Genomic DNA, 15154 nt, shown 5'->3' with positions numbered 1-15154 from the left:
TACCATATCGAGTGATTGGGAGCGGGAAACCGCGTAACCGCAAGGTTATGGGGCCTCGCGACCGAAACAGAAATAATCAATCGCGCGCGATCCCCCGATCGTGTGCAGGAGTACAGGAGTACACATGACGAGTCCTGTTATTGGCACCCCCTGGAAGAAGCTGAACGCTCCGGTTTCCGAGGAGGCCCTCGAAGGCGTTGACAAGTACTGGCGCGTTGCCAACTACCTCTCCATCGGCCAGATCTACCTGCGTAGCAACCCGCTGATGAAGGAGCCCTTCACCCGCGAGGACGTCAAGCACCGTCTGGTCGGCCACTGGGGCACCACCCCGGGCCTGAACTTCCTGATCGGCCACATCAACCGCTTCATCGCCGACCACGGCCAGAACACCGTGATCATCATGGGCCCGGGCCACGGCGGCCCGGCCGGCACCTCGCAGTCCTACCTGGACGGCACCTACACCGAGACCTTCCCGAAGATCACCAAGGACGAGGCTGGTCTTCAGAAGTTCTTCCGCCAGTTCTCCTACCCGGGCGGCATCCCGTCCCACTTCGCTCCGGAGACCCCGGGCTCCATCCACGAGGGTGGCGAGCTCGGCTACGCCCTGTCCCACGCCTACGGCGCCATCATGGACAACCCGTCCCTCTTCGTCCCGGCCATCGTCGGCGACGGTGAGGCCGAGACCGGCCCGCTGGCCACCGGCTGGCAGTCCAACAAGCTCGTGAACCCGCGCACCGACGGCATCGTGCTGCCGATCCTGCACCTCAACGGCTACAAGATCGCCAACCCGACCATCCTGTCCCGCATCTCCGACGAGGAGCTCCACGAGTTCTTCCACGGCATGGGCTACGAGCCGTACGAGTTCGTCGCCGGCTTCGACGATGAGGACCACATGTCCATCCACCGTCGCTTCGCCGACCTGTTCGAGTCCATCTGGGACGAGATCTGCGACATCAAGGCGACCGCCAACACGGACAACGTGCACCGTCCGTTCTACCCGATGATCATCTTCCGCACCCCGAAGGGCTGGACCTGCCCGAAGTACATCGACGGCAAGAAGACCGAGGGCTCCTGGCGTTCCCACCAGGTGCCGCTGGCCTCCGCCCGCGACACCGAGGCCCACTTCGAGGTCCTCAAGAACTGGCTCGAGTCCTACAAGCCGGAGGAGCTGTTCGACGAGAACGGCGCCGTCAAGGACGACGTCCTCGCCTTCATGCCGAAGGGTGAGCTGCGCATCGGCGCCAACCCGAACGCCAACGGCGGTGTGATCCGCGACGACCTGAAGCTCCCGAACCTCGAGGACTACGCCGTCAAGGAAGTCGAGAAGTACGGCCACGGCTGGGGCCAGCTCGAGGCCACCCGTCGTCTCGGCGTCTACACCCGCGACATCATCAAGAACAACCCGCACGACTTCCGCATCTTCGGACCGGATGAGACCGCCTCCAACCGTCTGCAGGCCTCCTACGAGGTCACCAACAAGCAGTGGGACGCCGGCTACATCTCCGATGAGGTCGACGAGCACATGCACGTCTCCGGCCAGGTCGTCGAGCAGCTGTCCGAGCACCAGATGGAAGGCTTCCTCGAGGGCTACCTCCTGACCGGCCGTCACGGCATCTGGAGCTCCTACGAGTCCTTCGTCCACGTGATCGACTCCATGCTCAACCAGCACGCCAAGTGGCTCGAGGCCACCGTTCGTGAGATCCCGTGGCGCAAGCCGATCGCGTCCATGAACCTGCTGGTCTCCTCCCACGTCTGGCGCCAGGACCACAACGGCTTCTCGCACCAGGATCCGGGTGTCACCTCCCTGCTGCTGAACAAGTGCTTCCACAACGATCACGTCATCGGCATCTACTTCGCCACCGACGCGAACATGCTGCTGGCCATCGCCGAGAAGTGCTACAAGTCCACCAACAAGATCAACGCCATCATCGCCGGCAAGCAGCCGGCCGCCACCTGGCTGTCCCTCGACGAGGCTCGCGCCGAGCTCGAGAAGGGTGCCGCCGCCTGGGATTGGGCCTCCACCGCGAAGTCCAACGATGAGGCCGAGATCGTGCTTGCCGCCGCCGGCGATGTCCCGACCCAGGAGATCATGGCCGCCTCTGACAAGCTGAAGGCCATGGGCATCAAGTTCAAGGTCGTCAACGTGGTTGACCTGCTCGCTCTGCAGTCCGCCAAGGAGAACGACGAGGCCCTCTCCGACGAGGAGTTCGCCGACATCTTCACCGCCGACAAGCCGGTGCTGTTCGCGTACCACTCCTACGCGCACGACGTGCGTGGTCTGATCTACGATCGCCCGAACCACGACAACTTCAACGTCCACGGCTACGAGGAGGAGGGCTCCACCACCACCCCGTACGACATGGTCCGCGTGAACGAGATCGATCGCTACGAGCTGACCGCCGAGGCCCTGCGCATGATCGACGCCGACAAGTACGCCGACAAGATCAACGAGCTTGAGGCCTTCCGCCAGGAAGCCTTCCAGTTCGCGGTCGACAACGGCTACGATCACCCGGACTACACCGACTGGGTGTACTCCGGCCTGAACACCTCCGAGAAGGGCGCCATCACCGCTACCGCCGCCACCGCCGGCGACAACGAGTGATTCGTCTGATCACGAGGTGTGATCGTCCTCTGAGAGGATGATTGCAGCCCAAGGGGCCCGGGAAGCGATTCCCGGGCCCCTTTCGCATGCTTTGACGCATATCTCAAGCAGGTGTACGCAAGATAGCTGAGACACGGTGGCGGTTGAGACACGGCGGCGAAGGGCCCAAGCGCGTTCCGCGTGGGAATGATGCCGTGTGGCGTCCGATTCTATAGGAACGGACGTTTGAGGGTGCCAGTTGGCGGTGCATACGTCCGTTTCTATAGGAACGGACGTATCGCTTAGGAATCGGGACCGTGTGGCGTCCGATTCTATAGGAACGGACGTATCGCTTAGGAATCGGGACCGTGTGGCGTCCGATTCTATAGGAACGGACGTTTGAGGGTGCCTGTAGGCAGTGCATACGTCCGTTTCTATAGGAACGGACGGCTCGCCTAGGAATCGGGACCGTGTGGCGTCCGATTCTATAGGAACGGACGTAACTGCCGCTGGGAGATGTCCCTGGTGCCTATTGTTCTTTCGAAAAGATACGAAAAAGACCCATGCAATGGAATCACACGGGTCTTGCCGTTCGTGGAGCTAGGGGGATTCGAACCCCCGACCCTCTCCATGCCATGGAGATGCGCTACCAGCTGCGCTATAGCCCCGTATTCTGTTATTCGGCAACCATTCGGATGCCTGGTGGAGCTAGGGGGATTCGAACCCCCGACCCTCTCCATGCCATGGAGATGCGCTACCAGCTGCGCTATAGCCCCGTATTCATTTGTTGTGGCCGCTTTTTGAGCCTCGTATACATTACGACGAGCTGCCGAATCATGCAACTACGGCATGTCGCGCGGAATTCCGCCATTTTCGTCGTCGCCATTCCGCCGTCTTTCGCAACGGCCATGACGAAGGCCGGGAACCATGCCGTCGCGGGACGGCATGGTTCCCGGCCTCAGGTCGCGGGAGATTCGGCGTCTTCGCTTAGGCGTCAGTCCTTGGTGATGGTCTTGCCGGCGGTCGGGCCGGAGGCGAGGTTCTGGATCTCGGTGACCTCGAGGACCGGGATCACCGCCGGCTTCTTGGTGCCCTTCTCCTCGGCGACCTTCACCTGCTCCTCGTAGATGGCGTCGTCGGAGTGCAGGGTGACGGTGCCGCGGAAGCGGTAGCCCTTCTTCTCGGCGAGGTTCGCGAACGCGATGACCAGCGGGGAGCCGTCCTTGAGGTTCTCGTAGGCCTGGCCGGCGGTGCGCTCATGGTAGGCGATGTGGTTGTCGTCCAGCACGAACAGGCTCATCTTCGGGCCGAGGTCCAGCTGGCCGTCCTTGGAGACGGTGGAGATCCAACCCAGGTTGTTCTCGATGAATTCCTTCATTTCCGCGGTAATCGTTGCCATATCGGTGTCCTTTCCATACGATGGGGTATCCGGTTCCACATTACCCAATCGGCCGGGGACGTGCGCCGGGCCCGCGCCGGATTCGCTGTGAGCATGCTCACCTTGTCCCGCGGTGTCCTTGTCCCGCGGTGTCCCGCCGATCCGCTCCGTCCTTCCGTCCCGTCGGTCCGCCCCGTCCTTCGGTTCCATTCGTTCGGTCCCGTCCGTTCCGTGCATGCCGATCGGCGCCGTATGCCGCATGTCGCGCGCCGGTCGGGCCGTATCGTGGTAACGATGCCGGACGCCGGTCCGGCGACGATTGCGAGGTGATGGCCCATGGATGTGCGCGGATGGTTCGGGACGTTGCGTTCCCGATGGTCGCGCTCCTTCCCGCCGAACCTCGCCCGTCTCATGCTGCTCGCCTGCGCCGCGCTGTGGGGCGGCAGCTACCTGCTCGCCAAGGTGGCGATGGAGGCGATTCCGCCGCAGTGGCTCATGGGCCTGCGCATGTTCGGCGCCTGCACATGCATGCTCGCGCTGTTCCATCGGCACATCCTGCCTGCGCTCCATCGGGGCATCGTGGTCCCCGCGCTGGTGGTGGGCGTCACCTATTGGGGGACGATGGTCACGCAGACGATCGGTCTGAAGACCATCGACCCGGGGCGCAGCGCGTTCCTCACGGCCGCCTACTGCGTACTCACCCCGTTCGCCTCGTGGATCGTGGCGAAGGTGCGTCCGCGCGCCGTGAACCTGGTGGCGGGCGTGATCTGCCTCGTGGGCGTGGGGTTCGTCTCGTTGAAGAGCGGGATGGGGCTGTCCCTGTCCGTCGGCGACTGGTTGACAATCGGCACCGCCGTGGTCTTCTCGTTCAACCTCACCTGTCTGGGCGTGTACACGAAGCGGTTCGATCCGATCGCGGTGACGTTCGTGCAGTTCGCCGTGGCCGGCGTGCTCTTCCTCGTCGGCGCCGCGTTCACGGAGCCGACGCCGGACGCCTCCTGGCTGGCGCCACAGGTGGTGGCCAGCGTCTGCTACCTGTTCCTGGGGGCCACGATGGCCGCGCAGATCATGCAGAACATCGGGCTCGCGCATGTCCCGCCCTCGCAGGCGTCGATCATCATGTGCACGGAGAGCCTGTTCGCCGTGTCCTTCTCCGCGCTGTTCTGGGGTGAGCGCATCACATGGAGCTCCCTGGTGGGCTTCGCGCTCATCTTCGCGGCCGTGCTGCTGTCCGTGGTGCATCCCACGAGGCATTCGCTCCACCGCAACTGAATGCGTGGGGAAGCGTCCGGACGTCCCTTAAGGATGCGATGTGTGGAGATTTCGCCATGACCGTGTGGGCATTCTGCACCTTTGCGGAAAGCTTCGGCGCGCGTCCAGCCAAAACGGTTATCTTCGACGATGATGAAGTTTCTCAAAGGTCTTTCCGTCTCCCAGATCGTCGCAGGTTCGCTGGCGGCGGTCACCTCGTTCCTGTTGTCCGCGAAGATCGGCGTCGCCGGCTCGGTGATCGGCGCGGCGGCCAGCTATGTCATCTCCACGGTCGCGGCGAACGTCTACCAGAACGTCCTCAAGGCGTCCGGGGAGAAACTGCAGTCCGTGAACCCGCTGTCCGGCGACGGCGACGCGGGTGCGGCGTCCGAAGACGGGGAGGGGGCCGCCTCGGATGACGAGGCTCCCGCCTCCGCCGAATCGTCCGCGGCGGCGTCCGCCGTGGGGCCGGTCCCGTTGCCGCCTCGTCCGGGCGCCGCGGACACGTCCGCCGCTCCCACGGGCGACGACGTCGACCCGGAGGCCACGCAGATCGGACGGCTGCCCCACGTGGCCGCGCCGCGCACCATCGGTTCGCGCGACGTGCGCAGCGGGGAGGATATGCTGCCCCGCACCAACACCACCGCCTACACCGTGGATTCGATCCGCAAGGAGCGCCGGCGCCGCATCAGCCCCAAGCATATGGCCATCATCGTCTCCGTGGTGTCCGGCCTGCTCGGCGTGGCGTTCGCCGCCGGCCTGGTGCTGCTGTTCACCAACGGCAACGGCACCGACACCGTGGTGAAGGACACGCTGAACCGCACCACCACGACGCAGACCACCACGGGCGGCGACGGCTCCACGACGCCGAAGGCCCCGTCCAAGCCGGAGACCTCCGACGACGGATACGATTACGGCACCGGATCCACCGGCAAGGACAAGGAGTCCTCCGGCTCCTCCCAGTCCGGTTCGACGTCCTCCGGCACCTCTTCGTCCGGCTCGACGTCCGATTCCACCGGTTCCGGTTCGACGGGCTCGTCGTCCGGTTCGTCCGGTTCGTCCTCGTCCGGTTCGTCGGGTTCCTCCTCGTCCGGTTCCACCGGTTCCGGTTCGACGGGCTCCACGGATTCGTCGACGGGTTCCTCCTCGTCCGGTTCCACCGGTTCCGGTTCGACGGGCTCCACGGATTCGTCGACCGGGTCTTCGTCGGGTTCGACGGATTCGTCCGGCTCCTCGTCCGGCACCGGTTCCTCGGGCGAGTGAACGGCGCGGGATCGGGGCGTCACGCCTTGACGGCGCGGATGACGATATGCCGTCCCGTGTGGTCCGTCGTGGCGAACAGGTAGGCGTCCCCGCCGTCCTTGAGCTTCAGCCTGCGCCGCAGCGCCTCCACGGACATGGGGAAGTTGCGCACGGCGATGTTCGCGTGCGTGAGGTCGGACAGCGCCGCGCGCAGCTCCTTCCTCCCCATCGTGGAGGTCCTCTCCACCACGAAACGCCGTCCCGGGAACCCGGCGACGTCATGGCCGGCGAGGAACAGATGGCTGTTGCGGCCCACGGCGTGCACGTCGAAGCGCTCCTCGAGCAGGCTGAAGCATCCTGCCTTCATGACCGAGGCGTTCGGTTCGAACAGGTATGTCCGCGCCGGGACGCCGTCCCCGTCGCCCGTGACGGTCGCCGCGTCCGGCCCGGACCTGCCGTCTGTCTCGGACGCGTGGCATTCCAGCCGCTGGTCGTCGTTCACGCACACGAGCAGCGGGTCGTCGCACGTCCCCCGTCCCACGACGAGCAACAGCTCCTTGCATTCGTTGCCCGTGGATACCAGATGCACCTGCTCCACGTGCCCCCGGAAATCCTCCACCGTCTTGCGCCAGTCGAGCATGGGGGAGAGCTTGACCATGAGATGCGGCGTGACGGCGAGGATCGCGTCCAGCATGCCCAGCACGTCCGGCGTGCAGTCGGCGATGGCGTAGGTGCGTCCGCCGTGCCCGTCGCGGCGTGCGGGGTCGATGAAGACCATGTCCGCCCGATCCATGGACGCCACGTAGTTGGACGCGTCCGCCTGCACCACGTCCACATGGCCAAGCCCCAACGCGGCCATGTTGTGGCGGGCCAGCGCGCACAGGTGCGGCTGTCGCTCCACATAGACGGCGCGGGTGAACGCCCGCGACATGTACGAGCAGTCCACGCCGAAGCCTCCGGTGAGATCCACCAGCACGCCGGCCGGCCCTTCCGCGCCCGCCTCCGGGGCGACGATCCGGCGGGCCAGCGCCTCCTTGTAGCGCGCGGTGAACTGGGACGAGCACTGCTCCATCGACAGGTGCGGCGGGTAGAGCACATCGTCGCATGCCGCCCACTCCGGCAGCTTGCGCGACGCCGTCCGCCATCCGGCGATCTGGTCCAGCGCCATCGGCATGTCCACGTCGGCGTCGCGCCGTGCGTGCAGGGCCAGGTCGCGGACGTCGTCGTGGCGGTGCGCGGCGACGAACGCACGCGTCGAATCGGAAATCATCATCCTGCCATTCTACGGTCCGCGCCGTGGGCCGGTGCCACGGACGGTTCACCGCGAATTCACCGTGGCCGGGGCCGGCGGGGTGGCGCAAGTCCCCGCCATGGGACTAGACTTGACGACGTTTGGCCGGACGAGGATCCGGGCCAGGGCGTCCGCGGGGTCCGCCGGCGCCCATGCAACGGGACGGCGGGAGCCTCCCACGTGGGATGCGAAAGGCGGGTGAGAGACGATGTTGAGGATGTTCAGCACCATTAACGGCCAGGTGGAGCGTGTGGACAAACCGGAGAACGGCTCCTGGCTGTGCCTGAGCGAACCGACCGACGTGGAGCTCGCCACCGTCGCCTCGGAGACCGGCATCGACCTCGCCGACCTCAGGGCCCCGCTGGATGACGAGGAACGCTCCCGCGTGGACGTGGAGGACGACTACACGATGGTCATCGTGGACATCCCCACCGTGGAGGAGCGCGGCGGCCGCGACTGGTACGAGACCATCCCGTTGTCGATCATCGTCACCGAGAACCTCATCATCACCGTGTGCATGCAGGACACGCCCGTGCTCCACCCGTTCATGGAGGGCACCATCCGCAACTTCTACACGCACATGCATTCGCGGTTCATCCTGCAGATCCTGTACCGCAACGCCACCATGTACCTGCGCTACCTGCGCATCATCGACCGCGAGAGCGACAAGCTCGAGCTCAAGCTCCGCCATTCCATGCAGAACCGCGAGATCGTGATGCTCATGGAGCTCTCCAAGACCTTGGTGTACTTCACCACGTCCCTCAAATCGAACGAGATCGTGATGGAGAAGCTCAACACGCTGCAGCGCATCAAGCAGTACCCGGACGACGCGGACCTGCTCGACGACGTCATCACCGAGAACAAGCAGGCCATCGAGATGGCCAACATCTACAGCGGCGTCCTCGCGAACATGACCGACGCGTTCGCCTCCATCGTGTCCAACAACCTGAACAACGTGATGCGCATCTTCACCATCATCTCCATCACGCTGTCCATCCCCACGCTCATCTTCTCCATGTACGGCATGAACTTCCAGGAGGGCATGCTCGGCATGCCGCTGACCGGCAGCCCATGGGGGTTCACCATCATCATCGTGCTGTCCATAGCCCTGTCCGCCGTGGTCACCTGGTTCCTCACCCGCTCCCGCATGTTCAAGTGACGTGGATGACGGGCATGGGGAAGCGGACGACGGCGCGCGCCATGCGCCACGCCCCGGGACGGGCCCTGCGCAGGGCCGTCGCGGCGCTCGCCGTCGCGGCGGGCGTCATGCCGCTGGCGGCGTGCGGCGAGGCCCCCTCCACCTTCACCCAGCCGGAGGGACCCACCATCGCGATCGGCGTCGCCGCCGACGAACCCGGGCTCGCGTTGTGGCACGACGGATCCTACGACGGGTTCGAGGTTGACGTGGCCCGCTACGTGGCGGGCAGGCTCGGGTATGCGAACAAGCAGATCGTCTTCAAGCAGGTGCTACCGTCCGACAGGGCCTCGCTGCTGGACGACGGCACGGTGGACATGGTCGTCGCCGGCATGCCGATGCCCGACGGACAGGATACTCAGGACGACGGTTCCGCGCCCGCCTACGCCGGACCGTACCTCACCGTCGCGCAGGGCCTGCTGGCGCGCGTCGGCGACGGGGACGACGCCGACGCGGCGCATCCGGACGCGGACGGGATCCGGGACATGCGATCCCTCGCCGGCCGGAACGTGTGCGTGGTCGCCGGCGCGGGCGCGCGCGAGGCGCTGCTCGCCGAACAGCCGAAGGCCCGGGTGCGCGAACGGGACACCTATCCCCAATGCGTCACCGACCTCATGATCGGCACCGCGGACGCCGTGGCGGGGGATTCGGTGGTGCTCGCCGGGCTCGCCAGGGCCGTGGGCCGGGCGCTCGTGACGCGCGTGCCCGGCATCTCCTACGGGACCGTGCGGTACGCGGTGGCCGTCGCCCCGGGGGCGGAGACATTGGCCGACGACGTCGCCGACGCCATCGCCGACATGCGCGCCGACGGAACCTACGCGGAGGCGCTGGCCGGGCTGACGGACGCCACCGGATGGCGCGCCTCCTGACCGTCGGATAGGATGGACGGGCCGAAGACACTCGAAGACCGAAGGAGAGACGCGATGCGACGTGGGCCGCTTACGGCGGGGGAGAAGGTGCAGTTCACCGACCGCAGGGGCAGGAAGATCACCGAACAGCTGATCGCCGGCGGCTCGACGCAGACCGAACACGGCCTCATCCTGCACGACGACGTCATCGGACGGACCGAAGGCGTCGTCGTCACCACCGTCACCGCCAAACGGGACGCCCAGACCAACCCGCTCCACCCGGAGCGCGACGCGGGCAAGCCGTGGAAGGCGGCGCGCGCCATCGGAGGATGGCAGTACGCCGTGATGCGCCCCCGGCTGGCCGACTACGTGCTCTCCATGCCGCGCGGCGCGCAGATCATGTACCCGAAGGACATCGCCCAGGTCATCCAGCTCGGCGACATCCGCACCGGCCACCGGGTGCTCGAATCAGGCGCCGGCTCCGGAGCCATGAGCCTCAACCTGCTCGACGCGGTGGGGGAGGAGGGCTCCCTCACCACCATCGAGCTCAGGCCCGACTTCGCGCGCGTGGCCGAGGCGAACGCCACCGTCTACTACGGGAGCCGCCCCTCCTGGTGGGACCTCAGAACCGGCGACTTCGACTCCGTGGCGGCCGGATTGCCCGAGCACGGCTACGACCGCATCGTGCTCGACATGCTCGACCCGTGGAACCGTCTCGAACAGGCGTGGCGGGTCATCGCCCCGGGCGGCGTGCTCATCGCCTACGTCACCACCACCACGCAGATGAGCAGGCTCGTCGAGGCGCTGCGCGCCGCAGGCGTATGGACCGAGCCGGCCGTGCAGGAGACGCTGGAACGCAGCTGGAAGGCGCAGGGATTGGCCGTGCGCCCCGACCATCAGATGATCGGACACACCGGCTTCCTCGTCGTCACGCGCGCCATGGCGCCCGGATTCGAGGCGCTGAGGAAGCGCGAACGCCCCACCAAGGACACCGTCACCGACGTGGACGACCTCACGCCCGAGGAGCGTGAGGCGCAGCTCGAGGATCTCGAACTGCGCGACATCTCCGACCGCAAGCTGCGCAAGGTGCTGCGCGACCTCGACCGGATGGTCGACGCGCTGCCGGAACGGTAGTCGGCGCCGCGCGATGGCGGTACAATTGTTCAACTATCGTCGTGAACGTTCACAAGAGATCATGGGTGGACGTGATCGGCGCCGTTGCACAGACGGAACCGTCATCAGGAGGGACGACATGGGAGCCAATCCGCGCAAGGTGGCCAAACGGGCCGGAAAATACGGCCACATCCTCATCATCATGCGGCATGCGAAGGCCGAACCGTTCAGCGCCGACGGCGACTACGGGCGCGGGCTGACCTCCAAGGGCCTCAAGCAGGCGAAGAAGGTCGCCAAGGGGCTCGCCGACATGGGGCTCGTGCCGGACATGATCGTCTGCTCGGCCGCCAAACGCGCCCGCCAGACCTGCGGCAAGATGCTCAAGACCTTCGGTGACGCACCCAAGGTCGACTATCATCAAAGCCTGTACGAGGGCGGCATGCAGGCGGTGTTCGACGAGCTCACCCACGCGAAGGACAAGACCCGCGTGTTCATGGTGCTCGGACACGAACCCACCGTCTCGATCGCCAGCCAATGGCTCGCCTCGTCCGAATCGGACCCGGAGCGTCTCGACCTGCTCAACCTGGGGCTCCAGACCGCCGGCGTCGTGATGTTCGGCTCGGACACGCCCATCCAGGAATGGCAGGTGCACTCCGGAGACCTCATCGCGGTGATGGGGCCGGACGACTTCGAGTGAGGGGCTTCCAGCCGGTATATGGGCATGCCGGCGTGACGTCGGCACGGGCGGCGTATACTCGCCGCTCGTGTACTCGTCCAGATTCTTGACTCCTGTTCCTCAAGGGCGGGGAAACGGCGGTATAAAGCCGATTTATAGCGACACTTCAACGTTGCTGATGACCCTGTTCGCGGGTTGGTTTGATAGGCTGGGCGGGTTGAAAAGCCGTTTCGTTTACGACAGCAGTATGGAGGATTCATGGCTGCACTGACGTCCGTGTCCGGATTCCCGCGCATCGGTCAGAACCGAGAGCTCAAGAAGATCATCGAGGCCTACTGGAAGGGGAACGCCACCCTCGACGACGTGCACGCCACCGCCAAGGAGCTGCGCGCCAAGCACTGGAGGCTCCAGGCCGAGGCCGGCGTGGACCTCATCCCGAGCAACGACTTCAGCTACTTCGACCAGTTGCTCGACACCGCCATCCTGCTCAACGTGATTCCGGAGCGCTACCAGCGCCTCGCCTTCGCCGAGCCGGAGGAGACGCTGTTCGCGATGTCCCGCGGCTATCAGGGCGACAAGGGCGACGTCACCGCCCTGCCGATGAAGAAGTGGTTCACCACCAACTACCACTACATCGTCCCGGAGATCGAGCCGTCCACCGAGATCAAGCTCAACGGCACCAAGCCGTTCGACGAGTACCTCGAGGCCAAGGAGCTCGGCATCGAGACCAAGCCGGTCCTCATCGGTCCGTACACGTTCCTCAAGCTCGCCCGTGACGACGACGCGCAGGAGCTCACCTTCGACAAGGGCCTCGTGAACGCCGTCGCCGCCGTGTACGCCGAAGTGCTCACCCGGTTCAACGAGCTCGGCGCCAAGTGGGTGCAGATCGACGAGCCGTTCCTCGTGCTCGACAAGCAGCCGGGCGACGTCGAACTCTTCAAGAGCCTGTACGCGAAGATTCTGCCCGCACGCAAGGGCGTGGTCAAGGTGCTGCTCAACACCTACTTCGGCCACATCGCCGACGTGTACGAGACCGTCAACCTGCTCGGCTTCGACGGCATCGGCCTCGACCTCAACGAAGGCAAGGACGAGAACCTCGCCGCCGTCGCCAAGTACGGCGTGGCCGAAGGCACCGTCATCTTCGCGGGCGTCGTCAACGGCCGCAACATCTGGCGCAACGACTATGCCGCGAGCCTCGGCCTCGTCGACGCCCTGAAGCAGGTCACGCCGAACGTCGCCGTCTCCACCGCCAGCTCTCTGCTGCACGTGCCGTTCAGCACCGAAGGCGAGACCGCCCTTGACCCGGCCGTGCTCAAGCACTTCGCGTTCGCCGTCGAGAAGCTCGGCGAACTCAAGGAGATCGCCGGCCTCGCCGACGCCACCGACGAGGAGCGCAAGGCCTCCGCTGCGCTCAAGGCCAACCAGGCGCTGTTCGACGGCACCCGCGTCGCCCCCGACGCCGCCGTCGCGGCGCGCATCGCCGCCCTCACCGACGCCGACTACACGCGCCAGCCCGCCCGCGCCGAGCGCCAGAAGCTCCAGCGCGAGGCCCTCGGCCTGCCGCTGCTGCCCACCACCACCATCGGCTCCTTCCCGCAGACGCGCGAGATCCGCGCCGAGCGTGCGAAGTTCCGCAAGGGCGAGATCACCAAGGAGGCGTACGACCAGTTCATCAAGGACCAGATCGACGCCTGCATCAGGCACCAGGAGGAGATCGGCCTCGACGTGCTCGTCCACGGCGAGTTCGAGCGCAACGACATGGTCGAATACTTCGGCCAGAACCTCAACGGCTTCCTGTTCACCAAGAACGCCTGGGTCCAGTCCTACGGCACCCGCTGCGTCAAGCCCCCGATCGTCTGGGGCGACGTCTCCCGCGCCAAGCCGATCACCGTCGAGTGGTCCGCGTACGCGCAGAGCCGTACCAAGCACGTCATGAAGGGCATGCTCACCGGTCCGGTCACCATCCTCAACTGGTCCTGGCCGCGCGAGGACATCACCCACGAGCAGCAGACCCAGCAGCTCGCCCTCGCCATCCGCGACGAGGTGCTCGACCTCGAGGCCGCCGGCATCAAGGTCATCCAGATCGACGAGGCCGCCCTGCGCGAGAAGCTGCCGCTCAGGAAGACCGACTGGCACTCCAAGTACCTCGACTGGGCCGTGCCCGCGTTCCGTCTCGTGCACTCCGGCGTCAAACCCACCACGCAGATCCACACGCACATGTGCTACTCCGAGTTCAACGACATCATCCGCGACATCGACGCGATGGACGCCGACGTGATCTCCTTCGAGGCGTCCCGCGGCGACCTCGTCGTGCTCGACGCCATCCACGAGGCCAACTTCGAGACCGAGGCCGGCCCGGGCGTCTACGACATCCACTCCCCGCGCATCCCCTCCGAGCAGGAGATCGAGGAGCGCATCGGCGAGATTCTCAAGAAGATGGACGTCGAGAAGGTGTGGATCAACCCAGACTGCGGCCTGAAGACCCGCGGCAACGCGGAGACCTGGCCGAGCCTCGAGCATCTCGTGGCCGCCGCCAAGGCCGTGCGCGCGCAGCTCGGCAAGTGACGGCCCCGCAGACGGACCGGACACGGAGCCGGCCGTCGGCGTGAGGAACGAACAGGAGGCTCCCTCGCCAGAGGGAGCCTCATCCATGAAGGAGACGACATGCACAAGCCGATGTTCTCGCTCGAGGTGTTCCCGCCCAAGAGGGACGCCCCGGTCGGCACCATCTACGACACGCTGGACGGACTGCAGGGACTCGACCCGGACTTCATCTCGGTGACCTACGGGCACGGCACCCACGCCGACCGCACGGCCACCGCGCGCATCGCCAACACGATTCGTAAGGAGTACCGCATCCCCACCGTCGCGCACCTGACGGCCCTGTACTCGGACGAGGCCAAGGTCGACGAGGCGCTCGAGATGTTCGAGCACGCGGGCGTCGGCGGCGTGCTCGCCCTGCGCGGCGACTACATCGAAGGCGAGGAGCCCGTCGGCGTGTTCGAGCACGCCATCGACCTGGTGCGCTACATCCGCGAGCGCAGGCCCGACCTCAAGGTGTTCGGCGCATGCTACCCGGAGGGCCACATCCAGGCCGAATCCCTCGACAAGGACATCGAACACCTCAAGGCCAAGGTGGACGCGGGCGCCAGCCACCTGATCTCCCAGCTGTTCTACGACAACGGGGACTTCTACCGGTTCCTCGACAAGGTGCGGGCCGCCGGCATCGAAGTTCCGATCGAGGCGGGCATCATGCCGATCTCCGGCGCGAAATCCGTCCGATCCATGGCGGATAAGAACAACACGCGCATCCCCGGGCCCGTCGAGGCCCTGCTCGAACGGTGGGGGAACGACGTGCCCAGTCTGCGCGAGGCCGGCATCAACTACGCCTCGGCGCAGATCACCGATCTGGTGGCGCACGGCGTGGACGGCGTGCACCTGTACACGATGAACCGCCCCGCCACCACGCGCCGCATCTGGCGCAACGTGCGCCCCCTGTTCGCCGACGCCGAGTGAGGCCGGGGTCCCGGGATCTCCGGGATCTCCGGGACCCCGGGGACGGAGACCTCCGGGACATGG

At 65.9% G+C, this 15154-nt stretch carries 11 protein-coding genes and 2 tRNA genes; 9 read left to right on the top strand and 4 right to left on the bottom strand.

What is annotated here, in order from left to right:
• Positions 1–124: 124 nt before the first annotated feature.
• Positions 125–2602 (top strand): phosphoketolase, encoded by a 2478-nt coding sequence (locus JS531_RS00465; RefSeq protein WP_214311127.1) that lies wholly within the window; start codon positions 125–127, stop codon positions 2600–2602.
• Between the two features lie 574 nt (positions 2603–3176).
• Here JS531_RS00465 and JS531_RS00460 read toward each other — a convergent pair.
• The 3 genes from JS531_RS00460 to JS531_RS00450 form a co-directional block, all read right to left on the bottom strand.
• A tRNA-Ala gene (locus tag JS531_RS00460) sits at positions 3177–3249 on the bottom strand.
• A 32-nt stretch (positions 3250–3281) separates the two neighbouring features.
• Positions 3282–3357: transfer RNA gene (locus tag JS531_RS00455), tRNA-Ala, on the bottom strand.
• 218 nt (positions 3358–3575) lie between these two features.
• Complete coding sequence (locus tag JS531_RS00450; protein ID WP_214311125.1) at positions 3576–3980, bottom strand: pyridoxamine 5'-phosphate oxidase family protein; 405 nt, start codon at positions 3978–3980, stop codon at positions 3576–3578.
• 315 nt (positions 3981–4295) lie between these two features.
• Here JS531_RS00450 and JS531_RS00445 point away from each other — a divergent pair, with 315 nt between their 5' ends.
• Together JS531_RS00445 and JS531_RS10880 are read left to right on the top strand one after the other, a co-directional pair.
• Entirely contained in the window at positions 4296–5231 is a 936-nt protein-coding gene (locus JS531_RS00445; RefSeq protein WP_214311118.1) for a DMT family transporter, read from the top strand.
• Between the two features lie 129 nt (positions 5232–5360).
• The gene (locus JS531_RS10880) at positions 5361–6473 is read left to right on the top strand and encodes a hypothetical protein (protein ID WP_236034408.1); all 1113 of its coding nucleotides are present in this window, start codon (positions 5361–5363) and stop codon (positions 6471–6473) included.
• A 19-nt stretch (positions 6474–6492) separates the two neighbouring features.
• Here the strand turns inward: JS531_RS10880 and JS531_RS00435 are convergent, their stop codons facing one another.
• Positions 6493–7725, bottom strand: a complete 1233-nt coding sequence (locus JS531_RS00435) for a class I SAM-dependent methyltransferase (RefSeq protein ID WP_214311110.1) — start codon at positions 7723–7725, stop codon at positions 6493–6495.
• 226 nt (positions 7726–7951) lie between these two features.
• Here JS531_RS00435 and JS531_RS00430 point away from each other — a divergent pair, with 226 nt between their 5' ends.
• The 6 genes from JS531_RS00430 (at position 7952) to metF (ending at position 15091) form a co-directional block, all read left to right on the top strand.
• Entirely contained in the window at positions 7952–8902 is a 951-nt protein-coding gene (locus JS531_RS00430; protein WP_214311103.1) for a magnesium transporter CorA family protein, read from the top strand.
• Positions 8903–8916: 14 nt separating this feature from the next.
• A complete protein-coding gene (locus JS531_RS00425) occupies positions 8917–9807 on the top strand; it encodes a transporter substrate-binding domain-containing protein (protein WP_214311101.1) in 891 nt (296 codons plus the stop codon).
• A gap of 54 nt (positions 9808–9861) precedes the next feature.
• On the top strand, positions 9862–10920 hold the full coding sequence (locus JS531_RS00420; RefSeq protein ID WP_214311099.1) for a tRNA (adenine-N1)-methyltransferase: 1059 nt from the start codon (positions 9862–9864) through the stop codon (positions 10918–10920).
• Between the two features lie 118 nt (positions 10921–11038).
• Positions 11039–11596, top strand: coding sequence for a histidine phosphatase family protein (locus JS531_RS00415; RefSeq protein WP_214311097.1), 558 nt, complete (start codon positions 11039–11041; stop codon positions 11594–11596).
• A 237-nt stretch (positions 11597–11833) separates the two neighbouring features.
• On the top strand, positions 11834–14140 hold the full coding sequence (gene metE, locus JS531_RS00410) for a 5-methyltetrahydropteroyltriglutamate--homocysteine S-methyltransferase (protein ID WP_214311095.1): 2307 nt from the start codon (positions 11834–11836) through the stop codon (positions 14138–14140).
• A 99-nt stretch (positions 14141–14239) separates the two neighbouring features.
• On the top strand, positions 14240–15091 hold the full coding sequence (gene metF, locus JS531_RS00405; protein ID WP_214311093.1) for a methylenetetrahydrofolate reductase [NAD(P)H]: 852 nt from the start codon (positions 14240–14242) through the stop codon (positions 15089–15091).
• Positions 15092–15154 lie beyond the last annotated feature (63 nt).

This window comes from Bifidobacterium sp. CP2 (assembly GCF_018555635.1).
Lineage (GTDB): Bacteria > Actinomycetota > Actinomycetes > Actinomycetales > Bifidobacteriaceae > Bifidobacterium > Bifidobacterium saguinibicoloris.
This window is presented reverse-complemented; position numbering and strand designations above follow the sequence as displayed.